Genomic DNA, 23161 nt, shown 5'->3' with positions numbered 1-23161 from the left:
CGGGGGAAGTGCAGTATTTAGAGACTACTGCCTGTCTGGTTAATCAACATCGTTATTGTTGTCGTTTTTCTGCTGTGTTGGTTCATAGGTCACTACCTTGTCACCACCACCTAGTGCTTTGTACAGTGAAATAACATTGGCCAGCTGAGCTCGTTCGGTTTCCAGTAGTGCCTGCTCAGCGCTAAATTTATCCTGCTGTGCGTTGAGCACTTCAAGATAACTGGCCAAGCCTGCTTTGTATTTCGCTTCAGCTAACGCCAGTCGCTTGCGTTGAGCTTTAACTAAAGAGCGGTTGGCCTCCAGTTCGCCAACATAGGTCGAGCTATTGGTGGTTAGCTGGTAGACTTCTGAAAAGGCTTGCTGTACCGCTTTTTCGTACTCTGCAACCAGTCGTTGCTGTTGTGCATTGGCGACGTCTAGATTGGCCTGAAGGGCGTTACCAAAAATGGGAATACGTATCGACGGCATAAAGCTCCAGGTATTGGAGTCGCTCCCAAACAAACTGTCGAACTCGGTGCTGGAGAACCCATAATCCCCTGTTAGAGTAATCGAAGGGAAAAAGGCAGCCCGCGCTGCACCAATGTTGGCATTGGCGGCGTAAAGGCTTTGCTCGGCGGCAAGGACGTCGGGGCGAGAGAGTAATACTTCAGAGCCGATGCTTGCAGGAAGCTCGAGCGCCATTTCAGTCAGCTGTAGCTCTTTCGTATCCAGGTTTAGAGAAGCTAACGGTTTTCCCAGAAGCAGCTCCAGAGCACTCTTGGCCGCGGCATGAGCACGCTCGAACTGAGCTTTCTGTGCTCTCACCGTCGCCAGTGAAGCCTGTGCCTGTGCCAGATCCAACTCACTGGCGATTCCAGTGTCTAAACGTTTTTGGATTAAGTCGAGGCTATCCTGGCGACTTTGCAACGTCTGTTCGGCCAAGTTAAGGCTGCGGTGAGCTGATACCCAGCTGTAATAGGCGTTAGCCGTTTGTGCGATGATACTGAGCTTAACGGATCTGGCTGCCTCAACCCCTGAAAGGTACTGAGCTAATGCTGCATCATTTAAAGAACGAACACGACCAAATAGATCAAGCTCGTAAGATACTAAACCTACCTTCGCATTATAGACATCGACCAGGTTGTCATTGCCTTCCACATTGATGGAGTTCTGGCTGCGCATCTGGTTTACTTCACCGTTGATTGAGGGAAATAAGTCCTCACGCTGAATTTGATAGCGCCCTTCGAGCTCTGCCATACGAGCAATGGCAATGCGCAGATCAGTGTTTGATTCCAGCGCAGTTTTGATCATCAAGCGAGCATTAGTGTCAGGGAAAAACTCTTGCCAGGCGTCGAGAGTAAACGCGGCATGAGGCGCTTCAGGCAGCTGCCCGAAGCTTTGTTCAATTGAAGCCTGTGGTCGCTCATTAGCCGGCCCCATGGATATGCAGCCTGACAAAATCAAGCTGGCTGCCAAGGCTGTAACACGGGCTACACTATTCTTAGTCATCTTTGATCTCCATGCCTTTGGCGGCGAGTTCGTAATGTTTTAGCTTTCTTGGGAATATCTTGCGCACCAGTAAGTAGAATACTGGGACGAAGAAAATTGCCAACGCTGCAGCAGAAATCATACCGCCCATCACACTGGTACCAATCGCCTGGCGGCTGGCGGAGCCTGCGCCTGTGGCTATGACCAGCGGGAATACGCCCATGATAAATGCCAGCGATGTCATCAGGATCGGACGGAGACGTAATTTACAGGCTTCTATGACAGCCTCTAACGCACTCTTGCCTTCACCCTGGGCTTCTCGGGCGAACTCAACAATCAGAATCGCGTTTTTCGCTGACAAACCGATAATGGTGATTAAACCTACTTTAAAGTAGATGTCATTCGGCATAGAACTCAGTTCGGTAAACAGAATCGAGCCTAAAATGCCGAGCGGCACGACCAGCACGACAGCTAATGGTACGGACCAGCTTTCATACAGTGCGGCCAGCACCAGGAAAATGACCAGGAAGGATAAGCTGAATAGCAGGGTCGTCTGATTACCCGCTACCTTTTCTTCCAGTGATTGCCCCGACCATTCGTAACCGACACCTTTTGGCAGGTTCTCGGCGAACTGTTCCATCAGTTGCATGATATCCCCGGAACTAAAGCCAGGAGCACCACTGCCAGTTAAGGGTATTGACGGCTGTCCGTTATATCGAGTCAACTTAGCCGGTGCTTCGGTCCATTTGGCGGTTGCAACTTCTGACAGGTTTACCAGTTCACCCTGATTGTTGCGGATCTGCATGCTCAGAATTTCTTCTGGCGTGGAGCGTGTTTCAGCATCCGACTGTAACCAGACCTGACGCACTTTTTGACCCTCAACATAGTCGTTGATATAGGCAGAACCTAAGGCAATTTGCAGCGTGTTGTTTAGCTCGCCGATATCGACACCTAAGGAACGGGCTTTGATCCTGTCGACTTCGAAGGTCAGTAGCGGTGCCGGTGGTAGCGTGTCAGGACGGATTTCCGCAAACTTGCCTGACTGCGAGGCCATGCCAATGAGCTGATAAGCCGAGCCAATCAGTTGCTGTATGCCGACACCAGACTTGTCCTGCAGCTGGAAGTCAAAACCGCTGCTGTTACCCAGTCCTGGAATCGGTGGCATATTAAAGGCAAAGGTGTTGCCTTGCGGATACTTCATAAACTCAGCCGTGGCTGCTGCCGCCAGTTCATCGGCATTCCGCATCTCTTCACGTGCTTCCCAGGGCTTTAAGTTAACGAACGTAATCGAGGTGTTTTGTCCGGTACCGAAGAAGCTGAAGCCCGCTACGGTGATAATACGTTCGACCTCGGGCTGCTCAAGGAACCAGGCGTCGGTTTTTTCGGTTAGCTCCAAGGTTCTGGAGCGAGTAGAACCCGATGGCATTAACGATGAGGCGACGATAAAACCCTGATCCTCAGACGGTACAAAGCCCGTTGGCATACTGGCGAAGCGCCAGCCAACAAAAGCGGTGATCAGGGCGAATACTGCCATAGTAACGATCAGGCCCATTTTACTGAACAGCTTCTTCACACAGGACATATAGACGTCAGTAAATTTACCAAAACCGAGATTGAACCAACGGAATGGTGCCCATTCTTTTTTGCCTTCTTTTTCTGCTTTGAGTAAGCCCTGTGCAACGGCTGGGCTGAGCGACAGCGACAGGAAGGCTGAGATCGAAACGCTCAGCACGATGGTCAAAGAGAACTGCTGGTAAATTCGTCCGACCGAGCCTGTAAAGAAGGCCATCGGAATAAATACCGCAACCAGTACTGCCGTGGTACCGATAATCGCGCCAGAAATCTGTTTCATGGCTTTCTTGGTGGCCTGATACGGCCCGATATCTTCTTCATCCAGAATACGTTTGATATTCTCGACTACGATAATGGCATCATCGACCACAATACCGATGGCCAGCACCATGGCAAACATGGTCAGCATATTAATCGAGAAGCCAAGCAGGTAAAGTCCCATGCCGGTACCAATCAATGATACTGGGACTACAATTAATGGGATAATGGTGGTGCGCCAGCTTTGCAGGAACAGGAACATAACCAGTGTGACCAGGAACACGGCCTCGATCAGCGTTTGTACTACCTGACTAATCGAACCTTCGACGAAAATGGATGTGTCGTATGGAATCACCCACTCGACATCTTCGGGGAAGTATTGCTCAAGCTCGGTCATCTTAGCTTTAACGGCTTCCGCAGCCTCTAAGGCATTACCGTTATTGCTCAGCTTTAAGGCAAAGGCGGCAGAGTCCTGGCCATTCAGCATGGCTGCCGAACCATAACTATTCGCTCCACGCTCGATTTCAGCTACATCTTTGAGGCGCACAACAGCACCTTCGGTAGATGAGCGGAGGATAATGTTCCCAAACTCCTCCGGTGTCGACAGGCGCGAAGGGACTAAGATCGTAGCGTTAATTTGCTGCTTACTCGGTGATGGTAATGAGCCAAGTTCGCCAGTCGCCAGCTGTGCATTCTGATCGCGAATCGCTTGTGATATTTCGCTCGGTGTAATGGCATAAGAGGCCATTTTTTTGGGGTCGACCCAGACGCGCATGGCGTAGGTTGAGCTGAAAAGCTGTGCGCTACCGATACCATCAATTCGTCGCATTTCACCTAACAGAGCACGATCCACATAATCACCTAAGTCAGTGGCGCCGTGGGTACCGTTAGGAGAGTAGAGCGATACAACCATCAAAAAGTCAGGTCGTGTTTTATCAATGTTCACACCTTGAGTGCGCACAGATGCTGGTAGTCGTGCCTCAACGCGCTTGAGCCGGTTTTGTACCTCTACACCGGCAATATCGGTGTCAGTTCCGGTAGCAAAGGTTAAAACAATGGTCGAAGTGCCGGTACGTGAGCTTTCTGACTTGATATAACGTAAGCCCTCGATACCATTCATTTCCTCTTCAATCACACTGGTGACCGTATCTTCGATAACCTTAGCTGACGCACCTGGATAAGTTGCTGTCACCGTGACTTGCGGTGGTGAAATATCCGGATAGGCCATCACTGGCAGATTCTGGATCGCCAGAGCGCCTCCGAGTAGTATCAACAGTGATATCACCCATGCAAAGATGGGGCGGTTAATAAAAAACTGTGCCATATGAGTTCCCTACTTTTGCGTGTGCGTCGCTTGTGGTTTGTTCGGCAAAACTTGTACAGGTGTTCCCGGCTGTAGGAACTGGGTATTACTGACAATTACCTGATCGCCAGCTTTAAGACCGCTCTTAATAACCCAGCCTTGTCCCATCATCGGACCAAGCTCCACAGGCTGCATGGCCAGCTTGCCGTCTTTGACGACTTTCACCATTGCACCCTGTGCAGTGACCTGAACGGCTTTTTGTGGCACTTGTAACAGTGTCTGTGAGTCAGCCACAGGCGCCTTAACGCGAACAAACATGCCCGGCAACAACTTGTGAGCAGGGTTTTTCACGGTTGCACGCAGGAGCACCGAGCCAGTGTCTGGGTTTACCGATAAGCTTGAAAATTCGAGCTTGCCGGGGTGTTCGTAAGGTGTACCGTCGTTAAACAGAATCTCGACCTGTTGCGAGCTGGAGTCGGTGGCATCTGAACCAGCGAATAATTCGCGCAGTTTATTGATTTCAGTTGCCGAGCGGGTGAAGTCTACATAAACCTCATCCAGCTGCTCAATGGTTGCTAAGTGTGTTGCTGCCGAGGCGCTGACCAGCGCACCTTCGGTGACGAGAGCGCGTCCGATGCGACCAGAGATGGGAGCTTCCACCGTGGCATAATCCAGACTGATTTGTGCTTTATTCAGTTGTGCCCTGGCTTGTTCAACCATGGCTTCGCCCTGTTGATTTTGCGCGACATAGGTATCGTACTCCTGTTGACTGACGGCACCTTGTTTCAATAAGTCGGCATAACGTTTTAACGTCTGCTGGTTAAGCTTTTGTTGTGCTCGAGCCGTACTTAAATCTGCTTTGGCAGCTGCAACGTTGGCTTTCATGACGCGGTCATCAATCTGAAACAGTGGCTGACCTTTTTTCACATCTTCACCTTCGGTGAAAATTCGCTTTTCGAGGATGCCGTCGACTCGGGCGCGTACTTCGGCCGTTCGAATCGCTACGACACGACCTGGTAAGTTTTGGGTGATGGTAGTGGTATCTGCTGTCACTTCAGCCACCTGTACCGGTACTGCCTGCGGTTTTTGCTGCTGGGCTTCTTCAGCAGCAAAGCTGGTGCTGATAGTTGCTGCGATAATTAATGTACTTAATAGGGTTACTTTTCTCATAACAGTTCCTTCGGGCTTATTGCTTGGGGTTGCGTAGTGCAGCCCAGGCAAAGTCGACCATAAATTCAATTCTTTCTTCGGTGATTTCTTCCTGATGTACATAGTGATAGTGCATTAAGTAACTGATGCCACCATAAATCGATAAATGTTGTTCCAATACGTCTGGTGAGCGTATGGCACCATCTTCATAAGCGTCTGCATATAGCTTGATAAACGGCTCGTAAAGTGGGTGTAACTTATCTCGCGTTTCCTCCAATATCACAGGAGAGAACGCATACAAATGTATAAATCGGAAGTAAGGGCAGTTATCCAGCATGAATCGGATCGTGTTGGTATAAACGTTGCGAAAACGTTGTTCATAACTTGCTTCACGATTATGGTGCTCGAGTAAAAACGTCACTTCCTGTTGTTTTACGTAGAGGAAGCATTCGTTAATCAGGTGTTCCTTCCCCTCGAAGTAGTTATAAACGCTGCCCGTAGCTACTTCTGCCTCTTTTGCAACCAGAGCCATGGAAGAGCCTTGCAGGCCGCGTTCTACAAATAAACGAATCGCTGCCTCAAGAATTTGGTGTTTCTTGGACATATCAATGATATTCTAAAATGAACGTTCATTCATTTTAGGCGGGGAGCTGGTGTGACGCAAGGTTAAATTTGTAAAAAGTGTGTGACACTTGAGTTAACTCTTGGCCCTGATAGGAATGAATAGACACCAGGTTTTAGCATGGTAGTATCGTTAAGGTACTGAAAATAAAAAAGAATCGTTTCGATATTTTTATATTTTATATGGTGGATAAATTAATTACAGATAGAGGGGCTCGATGAATAAATTTAGATTTTATATAGTATTACTTGTCTGTATTAGTGCTTCAGTTCAAGTTTTAGCAGAAAATTATGAGCAGGGCATTGTGGTCGAGTCAATGCCTAACGTGTTGTCACCGAGGGAGCGAGTTTCACCAATTAATCAAATACTGGAGTACCGACTGGAACATTTACTGCCTCGGCTGATGCAGCAGTCCGATCTGGATATGTGGTTGGTGATTAACCGCGAATACGGTGAAGATACACTATTCTATACGCTAGTACCGGAGCCGACGTTTGCTGCACGACGTACAACGCTATTGGTTTTCGTTAAAAACGGGGAGCAGGTTGAGCGTTTTAGTGTTAGTCGTTATCCGATAAAAGGTTTTTATGAAACACGCTGGCAGGGAGGTACAGACAAAGAGCAGTGGCAGCGGTTAGCCGAAATTATTAAAGAATATGGACCGAAGAAGATTGGGATTAATGTCAGCCAGGAGTGGGCTGTTGCTGATGGTTTATCGCAAGGTCTTTATAAAAACTTGATAGATTACCTTCCCATAAAGTATCAACAGCGACTGGTTAGCGCCGAAGAGCTTGTTATCCGTTGGTTTGAAACGCGGACAGAGCCTGAGCTGGAAGTCTATCCGCATATTGTGAAGATAGCCCGTGGAGTTATCGCTGAGGCTTTTTCCGATAAAGTGATTGCGCCGGGAGTAACCACTGATCAAGACGTTGCCTGGTACATCCGAGAGCGATTTGAAGCATTAGGCTTAAGGCCTTGGTTTCAGCCGTATGTGACAGTGCAAAGGCGCGGAGATGAAAACGATGAAGATTCTCCTTTCTTTGGTAAATCCAATCGCACCATTCTACCGGGCGATATTATTCATACGGATGTTGGTATCTGTTATTTGAGACTGTGTACGGATACGCAGGAGATGGGATATGTGGCAAAATTCGGGGAGTCCTCTGTGCCACAAGGGTTGGTGGAAGCTTTAGCTGTGGGCAACCGATGGCAAAACATTCTGACTGAACAATTCCAGACCGGTCGTAGTGGCAATGAAGTTTTACAAGCAACCCAGCAGGCTTCAAGAGATGCTGGCATAAACTCGAGTACCTATACTCATCCAATAGGGTATGTCGGGCATGCAGTCGGTCCAACTGTTGGCATGTGGGATAATCAGGGGCCGACGCCAGTAAAGGGGGAGCGGCCACTGTATGATAATACCGCTTATGCCATTGAGGGAAATGTTAAAGTGGAGCTGCCAGAGTGGGATGATCAATTAATACAAATTATGCTCGAGCAGTCAGCCTTGTTCGATGGTGATAAGGTGATTTATCTCGGAGGTAGGCAGACAAAGTGGCATTTTGTGCGGTAGGATTTTCTTGAAATAGAATAAAAGGCAGCCTAATGAGCTGCCTTGCTTTTCTTTGAAATATGAATCGTCTTCCATACCTTGGCAATTAAAATGTCGTCAGTATCCATAATATCCACCTCAAAAACGGGCTCAATTTTGTCTTGTGTGGTTAATTGTTGTTTAAACTTATTAACCTGCTGATCATGAATTTTGAACTCAGCGAATACATCCTTACGCCCGGGCTTGATAAATTTTATTTCTGATTTCTTATCCCAGACCACATAGTCACGTCCCATTTGATGCAAAAACAGTAACATGTAAAACGGATCGGTCATGGAAAACAGAGAGCCGCCATAATGAGTATTGACATAGTTACGGTTATACCAGCGTTTGCGTAGACGAGCTTTGGCGAAAGACCAGTCGTCGGCTAGCTCTGTGACACGAATACCTGAGGCCCAAAATGGCGGCCAACAGTTTAAGACTCGTTTAAGAGTTTTCGGTTTTAATGCTTTCATTTAGGCTGTAAATAAAAAGATTTGGTGAACTTATTGAAGCAGATACTATCAGTGTGTGCAATAGAGAGGATTATTTATTACTGTTGCCTGAAAGATTTTACACCGATATAAACTGTAACGAGAAAAAATAAGATATTAATAACTATAATAATTATGCTTCGAACACTTCCTACAGGAAAAACTTGTGATATGAAAGGTAACGTACTAACACTAAAAACGGTGGCTACAATAGGAAAAAGTGCTAACGGCAGAATTCCCCAGATTTTTTTTAGTAATAACCCAATAACGGATAATGCAGGTAGCACAATAAAAAGTATCGCTAAAGCGATGATGCCCAGTTCAAGCTGTGACTGAAACTTGGGGAATCCATTCTGTAGGTAAAATGTGTAAATACCATGAGAACTTATAGCGCTTATTAGAGCTATTAACGAAATAACTAGGGCAATTTTTAGATAATTATTTCTTGTCATTTTTTTTCACCAAAATTCGAACAGTATAACCTTGTGTATTGCCGTGGGCACTTTCATGTCGGGGAATTTCTACTATCCAGCGCTGCCCATACAAATGCAGGATGGCTGCTTTAAACAAATAAAACTCCTCATCTTTTAAAGCGCCAGTCAGAGGCGCAATATACCCTTGAGACGGATTGTGTTTGGGTTTTGTCTTGATGAGCTGCTTGTTTTTGCGATCATAAGGGTAGCTGTCAACTTGAACGGGCGATGCCTGAGTTGGTAGTGGTGAGGCAGAGCCTTTGATACCTATGATAATCTGATTTCCTGCAGAAAAGTCGGCAACACTCCCTTGCCCAAATAGTGTTTCCTGAGTTTTCCATTCTTCATGATTAAAGTTGTCAATTTCGTGAAATATCAATGAGTTTCGTTTGGAAAAAATATAATTGATATTTTTATGGTTATCAGAACGGGTGTAGTTAATCCCAATACAGTGTGTATCCGCGATACAGTCATCCAGTTTTTTTGCATCTTTGGGGCTCATTCCCATAGGATATTGCTTGGATATTGATAAATTTTCAGCGCTTTGAATTTTTGTTGCATTTATTTTTGCATCTTTAAGGGCGGTTAATAATAAAACTGAATTATGCAGTTTTATTATAAATGTGTACGGCCTTATCCAACTGACACTTTTCTTGGCAATTACTGATAACTGATTAGAGAGGATATTTCTACTAATATTAGGTAGTTTATCAATTACAGTTTTTGCTTTATCGCTGATGAGTAGTTTTTGCCGGTATGTATCTTGCTTTAAAGCAGCCGTTATGTCCGTGTATTCTGTGCTTTCCATGTCTTTGATTACAGCGAAGTTTTGAAAATTATAAGGCTAAAGTATTTTAAATAAATCTTTCGGTTATTCTAGTGTGATGTGGTTCACGATAACTGACGACTTGGAATTCGTTAGGAGCTTTCATCATTTGGAACTTTTGCTTTCTTGGGCGAGTATGCTTTGGCAAAGATCAGACCAAGTTCGAAGAGTACCCACATAGGGATGGCTAACAGCACCTGTGAAATCATATCCGGTGGCGTTAAGAGCATGGCGAAAATGAAAATACCGACCACCATATAAGGTCTGGTACTGGCGAGTTTTTGATGGCTGACGAGACCGGACCAAATTAATAGCATGGTGGCAATGGGTATTTCAAAAGCCAGGCCAAAGGCAAAAAACAGCTTTAACGCTATTGATAAAACGCTATTGATATCGGGTAGGTAGCTGACTCCTTCGGGGCCGATACTGGATAGAAAGCCGAAAATAATAGGGAAGATGACGAAGTAAGCAAAAGCGATTCCAGCGTAAAACAGCAGGATACTGCTCACCAGTAACGGCACGGCAAAACTTTTTTCATGCTTATATAGCCCAGGCGAAATAAAAAGCCAGGCCTGGTTCAGGACAAAGGGCATAGCAATGAATACAGCAGTGACAAAAGCTAATTTGAATGGCGCAAAAAGTGGGGCCGTCACATCCGTAGCGATCAATGTCGATTGTTCAGGTAATTGATCAACTAGCGGCTGAGATAACCACTGGTAAAGCTCATTGGCAAAAAAGGCCAGCCCAATAAAAACGACAACAATGACTAATACGGAGCGCAGTAATCGAGAGCGAAGCTCAATAAGGTGAGACAGCAATGGCATTTCGGATGAATTGGAATCGCTCATGGTAGTTTCTATGCGTCACTCTTATCAGAATCAGAGGTTTTACTATTGTCTATCAGTTCTTTGGCTTGTTTTTTTGTCTTGGCTTGAGCTTCTTCGGCCGCTTTAATTTTTTGTTCCGCTTCGTCGCGTAACTTTTGCAGATCGGAGCCTTCTGCCTGACGTTTGATCATGGCTTCATGCTCAGCGAGTTTCTTTTTCATTTCATCAAGCTCTAACTCTCGATTCACCTGATGATTAAAATTGGTGACTGTTCGTTTGGCTTTACCGGCCCAGCGCCCAAAGGTTTGCATTGCCCTGGGAAGGCGCTCTGGTCCCAGCACAAGGAGTGCCAGGATCATGACCAGAAGGAGCTCTGAAAAACCAATATCAAACGGCATGGGGGCGGACTGTTAAGATTTCGAATTAGTTTCTGACTCTTTTTTTTCTTCTGAGAAGTCGGCATCAGATTGTTTACTTTGATCTTTCAGCTGGTCCTTATCCTCAGAACGCTCTTCTTTTTCTTCATCTTTAAATGCTTTTTTAAAGTTTTTAAAGGCAGTACCAACGTCTCCGCCCGCGTTACGCAGTTTTTTGGTACCGAATAATAGTAGGATAATCACCAGAATGATGATCAGTTCCCAAATTCCGAATTTACCGAACATTTGAACCTCTGTTTGCTTTTATTGGCACTTGGTGATTACACAAATGGTAAGCGACCACCGCCACCTAAAATATGGATATGTATATGATACACTTCTTGGCCGCCTTCATCACCTGTATTGATAACCGTACGGAAACCTTTTTCACAGCCGGCCTCTTTAGCAAGTTGAGGGACTTTGCGCATCATATAGCCGAGAATCTCCTGATGCTCATCGGTTACCTCTGCCAGGCTAGCGATGTGCTCCTTGGGGATGACCAGTAAGTGAACCGGAGTTTTAGGAGCAATATCCTTGAAGACAAAAATTTTTTCGTCTTCGTAGACCTTGTCTGAAGGAATTTCGCCATCAATGATTTTACAGAAAATACAGTCACTCATAATCGAATACCAGTTCCTTGATCGTTTAAAACTACTTTAATTTCTTGGGCCATAAGCTTTTAGCGAGGAACAAAAATGAAACGACACCCGTTCCCGCAATAAGCAAGGGATAGGTTTGGCTCAAGTAGAACATACCACTGATTAAGCCAAAACCAATTCCTATAATAGCATCTCGTTGAGCTACATTTTGCTTCAGTTTATAGCGTTCCAGCTGAGTGAGCTCGCGTTTTAAACCGTCAAACTTTTCAAGCTCCTGCCCCAGGCGATGAACATTATCAAACAACATGCCTGGGATTTTAGGGGCTTTGTGCAGCCAGTCAGGAAACTGCTCTTTGACTTCCTGAAAAATGGCCTGCGGACCAACCTGTTCTCGCAACCAGCGTTTGAGGTAAGGTTGGGCGGTTTCCCACAGATCGAGCTCAGGGTAAAGCTGTCTTCCTAAGCCTTCAATATAAAGCAATGTTTTTTGCAACAGTACCAGCTGCGGCTGTACCTGCATATTAAAACGGCGTGCGGTTTGGAATAGCTGGATCAGAAAGTGGCCAAAGGAAATCTCGGCTAGTGCTTTCCCAAAAATCGGTTCACAGGCAGCGCGTATGGCCGATTCAAATTCAGGGATGGAAACATCGTCGTCGATCCAGCCGGACTCGACATGTAATTCTGCAATGCGCTTATAGTCTCGGTCAAAAAATGCCAGAAAGTTTTGTGCTAAATAACGTTTATCATCTTCGTCCAGCGTCCCCATAATGCCACAGTCGATGGCGATATATTTTGGTTTTTCAGGATTGGAAGTGTCAACAAATATATTACCCGGGTGCATGTCGGCGTGGAAAAAGCTATCGCGGAATACCTGCGTAAAGAAAATCTCTACGCCTCGATTGGCCAGAACCTTCATGTTAACGCCTTCATCTTTTAGGCGCTGGACATGACCAATTGGAGTACCCGATATCTTTTCTATCACCATTACTTTAGTGCGAGTGAAGTCCCAATAGACTTTAGGCACATAAAGCAGTTCTGAATCGTTGAAGTTATGGCGTAAATGTGAGGTGTTGGCGGCTTCGATACGTAAATCAATTTCCCGCTCAAGCGTTGCATCGTATTCTTGAACGACTTCTTTGATTCTAAGCCGGCGTGCTTCACTGGAGTATTTTTCTGCCCAGTTAGCCAGTTCATGCATCATGCTCAGATCGCGTCGGATCTTTTGTCTGATGTTGGGGCGTAGTACTTTGACCACGACTTCTTCACCGCTTTGCAGTGTTGCTTCGTGAACCTGTGCTATAGAAGCCGAAGCTAACGGCTCCGAACTAAACTGACTAAATACCTGACTAATTGTTGTGCCAAGGTGTTTTTCGATAACTGACTGAGCAACTTCTGAAGAAAATGGCTCAACCTGATCCTGTAGTCTGGCCAGTTCATCGGCGATATCGGGCGGAATGAGGTCGCGGCGGGTCGACAGCATTTGACCCAGCTTAACGTAAATAGGGCCAAGTTCGACTAGCGCCATACGTAATCGCTGGCCACGTGGTTTATCTTGTGCTTTTTTACTGAAGCTAAGCGAAAACAGTTTAGCAATGGGACGAAGTATGGCTAATGGCGTTGGTGCCAGAAACTCATCGAGTCCATAACGCACCAGGGTCCGATTGATTTTTAAAGCATGGTGAAGCTGACGGATCGTGTTCATGGTGCGTCAGGACTCCTTAGCTTGTTGCTGGCGCTGATAAAGACGCTCGACTCGCATCGCAAAGCGTTCGACATCGGACTTGAGGTCGGCGATATCGTCATAAAAGTTTTCCAGCTCAATGGATGCGGGAACCGCTTTAGCTTCAAATCGAAGAGACTCACTGAAATTGCTCTGGGCGGTGTTAGCGGTTTTGCTGAGCCACTGGTGGAGTGACTTTCCGCTTTTAAAAAACTGATAAGCGGCAATATCCCCAATGTACTGTGATAAGTGTTCTTCCCAGTCGATGTCTAATTCGTTAAAAAAGTTTTGAAACGATTGCGCCGTACTGATTTCACCAGAAAAGCGTACTTCACCTTTGAAGATTGGGTCGCTGTTATCGTTCGAGGCTAAGTTAAAGAACGATAGCAGATTGCCGGATAGCTCTGCCTGGGCTTCTCTTTCGATGTCACTTTTAACCAGAATATAGCCTTCATCAATAATAAAAAATAATCGCTGTTCGATATCCGTAAAGTGAAATGCGATGACTTTGTGTTCAAGACGATCCAGTTTATTTAAAGCCTCTGGATCGAGCTTGACCACTTTATTAATAACCGTTTCTATCGTGGGAGCGAGTAGCTCAAACAGCATTAGAACTTCTTCCCTATGTGTAGTGCAACCACGCCACCGGTTAGGTTGGTGTATTCAACTTCATCAAAGCCAGCTTCAGACATCATGCCTTTTAAGGTTTCCTGATCCGGATGCATGCGAATCGATTCGGCTAAATACTTATAGCTCTCGGAGTCGTTGGCTACCATTTTACCCATGGCCGGCAATAACGAGAATGAATAAATATCATAGACTTTAGACAGCATTGGTAGGGCTGGTTTAGAAAATTCCAATACCAACAAACGACCGCCCGGTTTTAAGATACGGTACATAGAGCGCAGGGCTTTGTCTTTATCCGTAACGTTACGTAGACCAAAGGCAATGGTAATGCGGTCAAAATGGTTATCAGGGAAGGGTAGGCATTCAGCATTGGCCTGAACGAAATCAACGTTACCGACGACGCCAGAGTCAACCAGTTTGGAGCGGCCCACTTTGATCATAGATTCGTTGATATCCGCCAGCGTTACCTGGCCATTGGGGCCGACAATTTTTGAAAACTTGGCAGTCAGATCGCCGGTGCCACCAGCAATATCCAGAATGGTTTGCCCCGGACGCGCTGCGGCACGTTCAATGGTATAGCGCTTCCATAATCGATGAATACCGAAGGACATGAGATCGTTCATGACATCGTATTTACCGGCTACCGAATGGAAAACGTCTGCAACTCTTGCAGCTTTTTTATCTTTAGCAACGGTCTGGTAACCGAAGTGGGTCGTGTCTTCGCTGTGTTTATCGTTTTGTGCCATGATTAAGATTCTTTATCTGGTTTCGGTTGTGGACTATAAACCCCAACACTCGGATCGGCGGCGCGGCTTAAACCTGCTTGCTTAAGTCGGCTGACATAAGTCTGCCAGTTGGCCGAATAGTCGCGTCCCAATTCATACAGTGTTTGCCAAGTATACAGGCCACTATCGTGTCCGTCATCAAAGCTGAGTTTGATAGCATACTGGCCGACCGGTTCAATATCCGTTATCTGCACATCTTTTTTCCCACCCACCAGGGTCAACTCCTGGTTACCGTGCCCTCTGACTTCCGCCGAAGGCGAAAAGACCCGGAGGTACTCATAAGGCAATAAGTAGGTGTTTCCCGAAAAGCGGACTTCAAGCTGTCGTGACTTCTGGTGAAGTTTGATTGCACTCGGCGCTTCGCTCATGCAGTTTTGAACAACGGTTATTTGAACTGGCAACTATTGTAGCAGAGTTATTGAACAATAAGAAAATCTGGAAAACAGTTGTTTAATAATAAAGAAGCCGGCCCCTTGGGCCGGCTTCTTATATCATCTATAGGTTAGATGAAGGCGGTTAGGATTACTCCCATACCACGTTGAGAGTAACACCTGAATACGACTGGTAGCCGTATAAGCTGATATACCAACGATCTTCGGCAGGGTTAGAGAAAGAACATGTTTCTTCGTTACCCCACTGGTATGGACGGCAGTCGTACGACGATAGCGTTGGTTGCGCGCCTTGGCGAACATAAAGATCTGCATCACCAGAGCCACCGGTGATTTGAACGTCCAGTACGCTCATACCAGCTGGAATGTCGACATAGTAATGATTCCAGCTACCTTGAGCACCAGAAATATTGTCAATCGTCTCGCTACCACCACCTGGAGGTGTTGTACCACCACCATCGTGAGTTGCTACCAGGCTAGCCCCGGAGAAGCTGTTATAACCACGGACCATGACATAGTAAGTACCTTCCTGAGCTGTAAAGTTACAAGATTCGTCATTACCGTATTTGTATGGACGGCAGTCATAGCTTGAGGTTGTTGGTGCGCTACCAAATTTCACGTAAAGGTCTGCATCACCTGTGCCACCAGACATATCAAAGTTTACAGTTGTTGCGTCAGCTGGAACTTCGAAAGTGAACTCTAATTCTTCACCTTGAGCGCCAGAAATAGAAACCGCAACACCGTTTTCCAGTTCTGAACCTGGATCCGGATCCGGATCTGGAGATGTGCCATCAAACAGACTGTAAGCTAATAGGTTCGGTGAGCCTGATTTCGCATCACTTACAACTCCTGGTGTTGCTGAGTCAGTAATAGCTTGAGTAACCTGGCTGACAGTCGCATTAGGATTGTCCGCTAAGTATAGTGCTGCAATACCGGCAACATGTGGTGATGCCATTGACGTACCGCTAATCGTATTGGAGCCACCACTTAGCCAAGTTGACGTGATATCTGAACCTGGAGCATAGATGTCTAGGCAAGAGCCATAGTTTGAGAAGTACGAACGAGAGTCACTAGAAGTCGTTGAACCTACGGTAATGGCGCTCGCTGCACGAGCTGGTGAGTAATTACACGCATCGCTGTTGTCGTTACCTGCAGCAACTACCGTTGTAACACCAGCATCCGTTAGACGTTGAACTGCTTCGTCGGTTGTACTGGAGGCACCGCCGCCTAGACTCATATTCGCTACAGCTGGTTTAGTGTGGTTATCAGCAACCCAGTCCATTCCTGCGATAACGCCTGAGTTAGTACCGCTACCTTGACAGTTTAGTACTCGAACACCGATTAAGCTAACGCCTTTAGCAACACCCCAGGTGTTACTACCTACAGTACCGGCAACGTGAGTACCATGACCATGACAGTCTGTTGCATCCCCGTCATTATCAACCGTATCAACACCGCTTGTTGCACGACCACCAAAGTCACTGTGGCTATTATCAATGCCGGTGTCGATGATGTAAGCGTTCACACCTGATGCTGTTGTGTTGTAAGTGTACGAATTACTTAATGGAAGATCGCGTTGGTCGACACGGTCAATACCCCAGGTTGGGTTATTTTGAGTCGCATTAATCGACATGATCTGATCTTCTTCAACGATCTTAACGTTCGGATCCTGTGCAAGCTTCTGGGCCTGCTCGGCTGTCATGTTGTAAACGCCGCCCTTAAGTACCGATTTGTAGGTACGGGAAACACGAGCGTTGTACTTCATACTCAAACGGTCATTGACCATCTGCACAGCTTTCAAGTTTGCTTGAGAGCTGAATAGCCCCTGATGTTCTTGAACCACATCATCTTTCAGTACAACAATGTACTGTCCTTCAATTGCGTTTGATGGGTTGTGCGCGGTTTTAAACTGTCCGGCATAAGCGCCAACAGCACCCGTCGCAAGTAGTACCCCTGTAACTACTTTGGTTAGTTTCATAGTTTTTAACCCCTTAGTGTTAATTATTTTTTATGCTTTTGTAAAAAAGCTCTTGGACTGTATAAAAATTGTTCGGTTAAAACAATTTTATTTATGAATTATCTAGGTTTTCATTAGAATTTTTTGAGATCAATCAACTTTGTACAAGGCGTTACAAATAATGCAAAAATGAAAGTTAGTAAGCACTTGTTCTGGGTCCCTTGTTCTATAAGGAACCAGAAACAGTTGGGAAATAAGTTATTGATTTATCTATAAGAAAGAATATTGGTTTGTATTGGGAGAAGGGGATAGGGAGTTGTATGTCGCAAGTTAGTGCTAAGGTTCCCCGACCGTAGCCGGGGAATCTAATACAGATATCTGTTAGGTTTTAATTAGAAACAGTTACCACATTGGTACAGGTAGAAGTGCCCGCTTCACAGACCTGATAATCGAAACTGGCTTTACCTTTGGTGCCTGTGTTGTCTGTATAGGATGTGCCACTGACGGAGGCAATATTGGAACCATCGCGGAATACATCGAAACTGCTGGCACTTGATCCGGTCCAGTTTAGATCGGCATAGATAACACCTTTCTGCTTATACGAACTGGCCGTTAAGTTAAAGTCCGGCGGTGGTGTTGAACCATCGTCATAGCTGCCGACCAGGCTAACCCCGCTGAAGCTGCTGTAGGCATGAACGCTGACGTGGTAAGTACCGGCCTGTGGTGTCGCAAAGCTACAGGTTTCTTCATTACCGGACTGGTATGGGCGGCAGTCATAACTGCTGGAAGTTGGCTCTGAGCCATACTTGACGTATAAGTCTGCATCACCAGAGCCGCCACTAATCGTGAACTCCAGATTGGACGCTCCTTCAGGCACGGTCATGACGTAGCGTAACCATTCTCCCGTATTGGCCGCCAAGTTATCTACCGGTACGCCGTTTTGCAGTTCTTCACCGCCGCCGATAGTAATGGTTTCGGTTTTACTGCTGGTGGCGTCACTGTCATCGGTTACGGTGAGGGTTACGTTGTAATTACCGGATGCGGCGTAAGTATGGCTTGGATTGACGGTGCTTGATGTATTGCCATCGCCGAAGTCCCAGTGGTGAGAGGTAATACTACCGTCACTGTCACTGGAGTTGTTGGTGAAGTCAGCGGTTAAACCACTGATGGTAACGCTGAAGTCGGCAGTCGGCGGAATGTTGCTACCGTCCGGTACGCCGTTAGCCGGAACATTGCTGCCTAGATCGGTAATGACGTCATCAATCGGAACCCCGCGGTTGGGACAGTTAGCGCAGTGGTGCAGTGCGACTACCGTGTTGTCATTGTAACTGAGTACCGGGGAGCCCGAGGAGCCGCCCTGAGTATCACACATGTAACCGACGTCGCTATCGCCGCCGGTACAGGCCGGTTCGTCCAGGCTCATTACCTGACAAACGCCGTTATCGCCGGAAGCGGTGGATTCAATCGCAATGCGTTTACCTTGAGCGCCGGGGTGTTGTGGAATATAGATGCGCTCACCGACCTGTGCTCCAGAAGCACGCATTTGCAGAAAGCCATAGGTGCTACTGACGTTCGTTGGCAATTTAACCATGCTGTAGTCGAGTGCAGAATCAGTTTGGATCAGATCGGCAGTATCGGCCTCCACGGTTCCGGGGCAATCAAACCAGCCGGAACAGTCTGTGCCGCAACTTCCTTCTGCCATAAACTCATAGTCTGTGTTTGCCGCATCGGAAGCATTACCAATACAGTGGTTGTTGGTCATCAGGTGACCTTCACTACCGACTAACCAGCCTGTACAGGCGCTGGAACCATTAATCAATAATCGAGCAACGGCTTTACCTTTATTATAGGCTTCGCTCTCAGTACTGGAGTAGCATTGTGCCCAGTCAGAGTCGTCGGTGCCACAAAGCGCTTCCGGCTCAAACAGGTTTGGTTCGCCGCTTTCAAACTTGTCATATCCTCGAGCATAGCTGTCGATCGCTACGGCCCCTTGACCTATTGGATGCTGTGACAAGATTTCAACAATGGCCGTATCGCCCGGGATGTGCTGTGCCCAGAATCCTTCACGGTTGTCGAATCGTGGCTTACCCCGGCCCGTATAGGCTTTCTGACGTGAGCCATCGGGTGAGCGCACGACAAGCTTCGCACCCTGAGGAAGATTAAAACGCTTAAAATGTACGGCAATATAGCTGGCCCCCAGGTGGCGGATTTCCTGTCGCCAGGCGACATTGAGACCGGACTGGCTGGCTTCGTAGCGGTTGTTCATCGCTGTGAAATCCACTTCTTCACCAACTTTTACCCGACCTTGCGCGTCCCGAGGGGTATCGCGCTTAGTACAGGAAACGCTTGAAGCGGCTGAAGTCTTTATGGATTCAAGCAGTGGTGGTGACTTGTCTTCAGCTAGTGCCGGTAATGTGAGGCCGGCAAGGGTTATGGTGAGTAATAATTTACGAAACATATCGAGCTTCTCCTTGTTAGTTTTAGGAGGTATGGAGCATTAGAATTTAACGTTATAGCTTCCAACATCGTCCGCGCTCCACGCAGACATCGAACTTAAGTAGCCCCCCTATAACCACTTAAGATAATTTACCTCTTTATATTAGAGTTTTATGAAATGTATAAAAAATATACGGCACAAACAATTTGATTTATATATTTTGATAGATTGAATGGTGAAATGCGGAAGCGAGTCATTTTTGTACAAACTGTTACAAAGTGACGGTGGAGTGATCAGTCGGAGGGCGGAGAATAAAAAAAAGGCCAGTAAAGACTGGCCTCGTGATAACAGTTATGCGGAGGTTACAGAATAAAACGACTCAGATCTTCGTCGTCGGCGAGCTCTGATAACTGCTTGTTGACGTAGTCAGCGTCAATAACTAACGGCTCGTCGTCACTTTCGCTGGCTTCGAACGATACTTCATCGAGTAAGCGCTCCATAACCGTGTGTAGGCGGCGGGCGCCAATATTTTCAGTGGTTTCGTTAACCTGGAACGAATACTCGGCGACTTTCTCAATACCGCTATCGGTAAACTCTATGTTCTTACCTTCAGTGGCGAGTAGCGCCTGATATTGCTTTGTCAGCGCCGCATCCGGCTCGGTTAAAATACGCTTGAAGTCGTCCGGCGTTAGTGCTCGAAGTTCGACACGAATGGGGAGACGACCCTGCAGCTCTGGGATTAAATCGGAGGGCTTAGACAAATGGAAGGCACCAGAGGCGATAAACAGAATGTGGTCGGTTTTAATCATGCCGTATTTGGTATTAACCGTACAGCCTTCCACCAAAGGAAGCAGGTCTCGCTGAACGCCTTCTCGCGATACACCGCCATCCTGATTTTCACTGCGCTTGGTTACTTTATCAATTTCATCAAGGAATACGATACCGTGTTGTTCTACCGATTCGACCGCTTTGATCTTCAGCTCTTCCTGATCGATCATTTTGGCCGCTTCTTCTTCGGTCAACATTTTCATCGCATCTTTGACTTTGACCTTACGTTTTTTACTTTTGCTAGGGCTCATGTTCTGGAACATGGACTGCAATTGACTGGTCATGTCTTCCATGCCTGGGGGAGCCATAATATCAACGCCAACCGCCATCTGCGCAACATCAATTTCAATTTCCTTATCGTCTAAATCACCCTGCCGCAATTTCTTACGGAAAACCTGACGGGCGGAAGAATCTTCTGTTTTGGGTTCTTCGTCCTGATTCCACGGTTCGTCGGACTTACGAGCAGGGGGGAGCAGAGCATCAAGCACTTTCTCTTCGGCGGCATCCTGAGCGCGGTTTTCGACTTTTGCCATCTCCTGTTCGCGCAGCATTTTGAAAGCTGCGTCGACCAGATCGCGAATGATCGATTCAACATCACGACCGACGTAACCGACTTCGGTAAACTTGGTAGCCTCAATCTTAATGAAAGGGGCATTGGCCAGTCTCGCCAGACGGCGGGCAATTTCTGTTTTACCGACACCGGTCGGGCCAATCATCAAGATGTTTTTGGGTGTGATTTCATTGCGCAAGTCTTCTTCAACCTGCATGCGACGCCAGCGATTACGCAGCGCGATAGCGACAGAGCGTTTGGCGCCGCTCTGACCAATTATGTGTTTGTCCAATTCATGGACAATTTCACGAGGTGTCATAGACATAGTGTGTTCTCTTTAATTCGGTTTAGTTTGTTCCCTAATTTGGGAGATCTATACATGCATTATCAGTTAGCGAGTTGGATTAATACTCGAGTTCTTCAATCGTTTGGCTATGGTTGGTATAGATACAAATATCACCCGCGATGGTTAAGCCAGTTTCAACAACTTCACGTGCATCAAGCTCCGTTTTTTGTAGCAGAGCTTTCGCTGCCGATTGTGCAAAAGCACCACCGGAGCCAATTGCTATTAAGTCATCTTCAGGCTGAATGACATCGCCATTACCCGTAATAATGAGGGAGTGTTCTTTGTCGGCTACGGCCAGCAAAGCTTCCAGCTTGCGTAAGGCGCGATCGGTACGCCAGTCTTTAGCCAACTCTACCGCTGCACGCATTAATTTGCCGCCATGGGCTTCTAACTTGGTTTCGAAGCGCTCAAACAGGGTAAAGGCATCGGCAGTACCACCAGCAAAGCCGGCGATGATCTGATCGTTGTATAAACGACGCACTTTCCGCGCATTTCCTTTCATGATGGTATTACCGAGCGATACCTGACCATCACCGCCGATAACGACTTTGCCGTTTCGGCGTACGGATAAAATGGTAGTTCCACGATATTGTTCCAAAATATTCTCCAGAGATATTTTTCTATCAGTTAGGAGCTAGATGGGGTCGTGGGGTATGAATTCAAGGAGTTTTCAGCAGAATAGCGGGGCAAAAAGTGTTGCAGAATATGAATCGTGGCATTATTGACATTAAAAGGCCCTTTCTGCTGTTGTAGAAAGGGCAGCTTTCGATTAGATAGAGATGTCCCATGAATACTGAGAGTCGAATAGCTCATCAGAGCCTTCAAAATCAAGCTTCAGCTGCTCGTTAACGAAACCAACTTTCTTCACTTTTATGGCGTCGTTTGGTGAGGTGTTGATATTATCCGTGTGATTTTGTTCTTCAACACCATAAGCCATGACAAAGATGTTCTTTATGTTATTCGTTTGGATTTTGTTAGAGTTAAACTTGATTTCGGTGAGTAGGTAAGGGTACCACTGCCATTGTTGTTGGTTTGGAGAAGACTTGTCAGAGAGGACAAAGAAAACCGGTTCGCCACTTTTTATTTTTTCCTTCTCTGAGGCTGTCAGTCGAGATGGTGTGTAAATGATTGTTAATGTTTTCGAAGCATCATCCCAAAAAGCAACCTGATCCTTTAGCGGCAAGGTTGCATTGTTCTTTGTAAAGTGTCCCAGCCCCTGTCCGGCATATACGGTTGTCGCCATTACGAGTAGTGCGGTGATTGCTAACAGTTTTGTCCTGATGGATGTCATTATTATTCCTCTTTGTTTACATGTTGAGAGATAGTTTGACTTGTGAGTGACTCTCTTTTTTACTGACGTTAAGCAGTTTCACGGTTTGATAGTAAGCGGGTAATTGTTTTTTGTCTAGAAATCGCATCAGACTGGCGATTTCAGGGTTGGTATGTGCTCCGGCAGAGATATTGGCGGTTAGAAAACAAAAATCTTGTTCACACTGAACGTCAATAATTTCAGTTGAAGCATTATCGGCATTAAACTGATGAACTAGATTGGTGACAAATGCCGTACGCTCGTAAGCCGTGGCGGGTATTACCTCTTCTTTGGGCTCTGTCGCCTGAACTTTTGATGATGTTTCAATGATTTGCTTTAGCCGAGCAACTTCATTTGTTTTGGCTTTTAGCTCTTTTGTAAGTTGTTGCTTCTGCTCTGCCTGCTGGGCAATCCGTTGTTTTAATTTTGCCAGTTGCTCTGAATACTCTGTGGCTTGAGGCGGTTGGCTTTTATTGGCCTGTGTGGTAACTGGATCAGAAGTCCGTGTTCCGGTATAGGTAAAGTAACCAATTGTGTAGCCGAGCAGAATAGCGGCTATTAGTGAGACTATCATTGCTAAAGCACTTTTTTTCATCGAGGTTCCTTGTTATGTTGA

22 protein-coding genes are annotated in these 23161 nt (G+C 46.5%); 1 reads left to right on the top strand and 21 read right to left on the bottom strand.

Annotated features, from left to right (window positions below; genetic code table 11):
• Window positions 1–39: 39 nt before the first annotated feature.
• Genes H7708_RS01790 through H7708_RS01775 form a run of 4 tightly spaced genes read right to left on the bottom strand, consistent with a single transcriptional unit; the run spans window position 40 to window position 6353 of the window.
• Window positions 40–1488, bottom strand: coding sequence for an efflux transporter outer membrane subunit (locus H7708_RS01790; RefSeq protein ID WP_223668751.1), 1449 nt, complete (start codon window positions 1486–1488; stop codon window positions 40–42).
• Window positions 1481–4621, bottom strand: coding sequence for a multidrug efflux RND transporter permease subunit (locus H7708_RS01785; protein ID WP_223668750.1), 3141 nt, complete (start codon window positions 4619–4621; stop codon window positions 1481–1483). The genes H7708_RS01790 and H7708_RS01785 overlap by 8 nt, the downstream gene beginning before the upstream one ends.
• A gap of 9 nt (window positions 4622–4630) precedes the next feature.
• Window positions 4631–5770 (bottom strand): efflux RND transporter periplasmic adaptor subunit, encoded by a 1140-nt coding sequence (locus tag H7708_RS01780; RefSeq protein WP_223668749.1) that lies wholly within the window; start codon window positions 5768–5770, stop codon window positions 4631–4633.
• Window positions 5771–5786: 16 nt separating this feature from the next.
• Window positions 5787–6353: a TetR/AcrR family transcriptional regulator gene (locus H7708_RS01775; RefSeq protein ID WP_223668748.1), complete on the bottom strand. Its 567-nt coding sequence runs from the start codon at window positions 6351–6353 to the stop codon at window positions 5787–5789.
• A 235-nt stretch (window positions 6354–6588) separates the two neighbouring features.
• Between H7708_RS01775 and H7708_RS01770 the strand changes: the two genes are divergently transcribed.
• The gene (locus H7708_RS01770) at window positions 6589–7944 is read left to right on the top strand and encodes a M24 family metallopeptidase (RefSeq protein WP_223668747.1); all 1356 of its coding nucleotides are present in this window, start codon (window positions 6589–6591) and stop codon (window positions 7942–7944) included.
• 29 nt (window positions 7945–7973) lie between these two features.
• Here the strand turns inward: H7708_RS01770 and H7708_RS01765 are convergent, their stop codons facing one another.
• From H7708_RS01765 to H7708_RS01685, 17 genes are all read right to left on the bottom strand, one after another.
• Window positions 7974–8438 carry a DUF4442 domain-containing protein gene (locus H7708_RS01765; RefSeq protein WP_223668746.1) on the bottom strand — a complete coding sequence of 155 codons (465 nt, stop codon included), beginning with the start codon at window positions 8436–8438 and terminating at the stop codon, window positions 7974–7976.
• A 77-nt stretch (window positions 8439–8515) separates the two neighbouring features.
• Window positions 8516–8908 (bottom strand): hypothetical protein, encoded by a 393-nt coding sequence (locus tag H7708_RS01760; protein WP_223668745.1) that lies wholly within the window; start codon window positions 8906–8908, stop codon window positions 8516–8518.
• Window positions 8895–9737 carry a hypothetical protein gene (locus H7708_RS01755; RefSeq protein ID WP_223668744.1) on the bottom strand — a complete coding sequence of 281 codons (843 nt, stop codon included), beginning with the start codon at window positions 9735–9737 and terminating at the stop codon, window positions 8895–8897. Before H7708_RS01755 ends, H7708_RS01760 begins: the two co-directional genes overlap by 14 nt.
• Before the next feature lie 110 nt (window positions 9738–9847).
• Window positions 9848–10603 carry a twin-arginine translocase subunit TatC gene (tatC, locus tag H7708_RS01750; RefSeq protein WP_223668743.1) on the bottom strand — a complete coding sequence of 252 codons (756 nt, stop codon included), beginning with the start codon at window positions 10601–10603 and terminating at the stop codon, window positions 9848–9850.
• An 8-nt stretch (window positions 10604–10611) separates the two neighbouring features.
• Entirely contained in the window at window positions 10612–10980 is a 369-nt protein-coding gene (gene tatB / locus H7708_RS01745) for a Sec-independent protein translocase protein TatB (RefSeq protein ID WP_223668742.1), read from the bottom strand.
• A gap of 12 nt (window positions 10981–10992) precedes the next feature.
• Complete coding sequence (tatA, locus tag H7708_RS01740) at window positions 10993–11244, bottom strand: twin-arginine translocase TatA/TatE family subunit (protein ID WP_223668741.1); 252 nt, start codon at window positions 11242–11244, stop codon at window positions 10993–10995.
• A gap of 35 nt (window positions 11245–11279) precedes the next feature.
• Window positions 11280–11618 carry a histidine triad nucleotide-binding protein gene (locus H7708_RS01735; RefSeq protein ID WP_223668740.1) on the bottom strand — a complete coding sequence of 113 codons (339 nt, stop codon included), beginning with the start codon at window positions 11616–11618 and terminating at the stop codon, window positions 11280–11282.
• A 31-nt stretch (window positions 11619–11649) separates the two neighbouring features.
• Window positions 11650–13299, bottom strand: coding sequence for a ubiquinone biosynthesis regulatory protein kinase UbiB (gene ubiB, locus H7708_RS01730; RefSeq protein WP_223668739.1), 1650 nt, complete (start codon window positions 13297–13299; stop codon window positions 11650–11652).
• Window positions 13300–13305: 6 nt separating this feature from the next.
• Window positions 13306–13926, bottom strand: coding sequence for a ubiquinone biosynthesis accessory factor UbiJ (locus H7708_RS01725; protein ID WP_223668738.1), 621 nt, complete (start codon window positions 13924–13926; stop codon window positions 13306–13308).
• Window positions 13926–14690 carry a bifunctional demethylmenaquinone methyltransferase/2-methoxy-6-polyprenyl-1,4-benzoquinol methylase UbiE gene (gene ubiE / locus H7708_RS01720; RefSeq protein WP_223668737.1) on the bottom strand — a complete coding sequence of 255 codons (765 nt, stop codon included), beginning with the start codon at window positions 14688–14690 and terminating at the stop codon, window positions 13926–13928. The genes H7708_RS01725 and ubiE overlap by 1 nt, the downstream gene beginning before the upstream one ends.
• 2 nt (window positions 14691–14692) lie before the next feature.
• Window positions 14693–15097 carry a gamma-butyrobetaine hydroxylase-like domain-containing protein gene (locus tag H7708_RS01715; protein WP_223668736.1) on the bottom strand — a complete coding sequence of 135 codons (405 nt, stop codon included), beginning with the start codon at window positions 15095–15097 and terminating at the stop codon, window positions 14693–14695.
• A gap of 154 nt (window positions 15098–15251) precedes the next feature.
• A complete protein-coding gene (locus H7708_RS01710) occupies window positions 15252–17096 on the bottom strand; it encodes a S8 family peptidase (protein ID WP_223668735.1) in 1845 nt (614 codons plus the stop codon).
• 367 nt (window positions 17097–17463) lie between these two features.
• A complete protein-coding gene (locus tag H7708_RS01705) occupies window positions 17464–19533 on the bottom strand; it encodes a PKD domain-containing protein (protein ID WP_223668734.1) in 2070 nt (689 codons plus the stop codon).
• A 341-nt stretch (window positions 19534–19874) separates the two neighbouring features.
• Window positions 19875–21215: an ATP-dependent protease ATPase subunit HslU gene (hslU, locus tag H7708_RS01700; protein ID WP_223668733.1), complete on the bottom strand. Its 1341-nt coding sequence runs from the start codon at window positions 21213–21215 to the stop codon at window positions 19875–19877.
• A 79-nt stretch (window positions 21216–21294) separates the two neighbouring features.
• On the bottom strand, window positions 21295–21834 hold the full coding sequence (hslV, locus tag H7708_RS01695; RefSeq protein WP_223668732.1) for an ATP-dependent protease subunit HslV: 540 nt from the start codon (window positions 21832–21834) through the stop codon (window positions 21295–21297).
• A gap of 171 nt (window positions 21835–22005) precedes the next feature.
• Window positions 22006–22527, bottom strand: a complete 522-nt coding sequence (locus tag H7708_RS01690) for a hypothetical protein (RefSeq protein WP_223668731.1) — start codon at window positions 22525–22527, stop codon at window positions 22006–22008.
• 16 nt (window positions 22528–22543) lie between these two features.
• Entirely contained in the window at window positions 22544–23140 is a 597-nt protein-coding gene (locus tag H7708_RS01685) for a hypothetical protein (protein WP_223668730.1), read from the bottom strand.
• Window positions 23141–23161: the final 21 nt, after the last annotated feature.

The organism is Kangiella shandongensis, from assembly GCF_020005365.1.
In the GTDB taxonomy this organism is placed as follows: domain Bacteria; phylum Pseudomonadota; class Gammaproteobacteria; order Enterobacterales; family Kangiellaceae; genus Kangiella; species Kangiella shandongensis.
The sequence above is the reverse complement of the archived record's forward strand: the minus strand, read 5'-3'. Positions and strand labels throughout refer to the sequence as shown.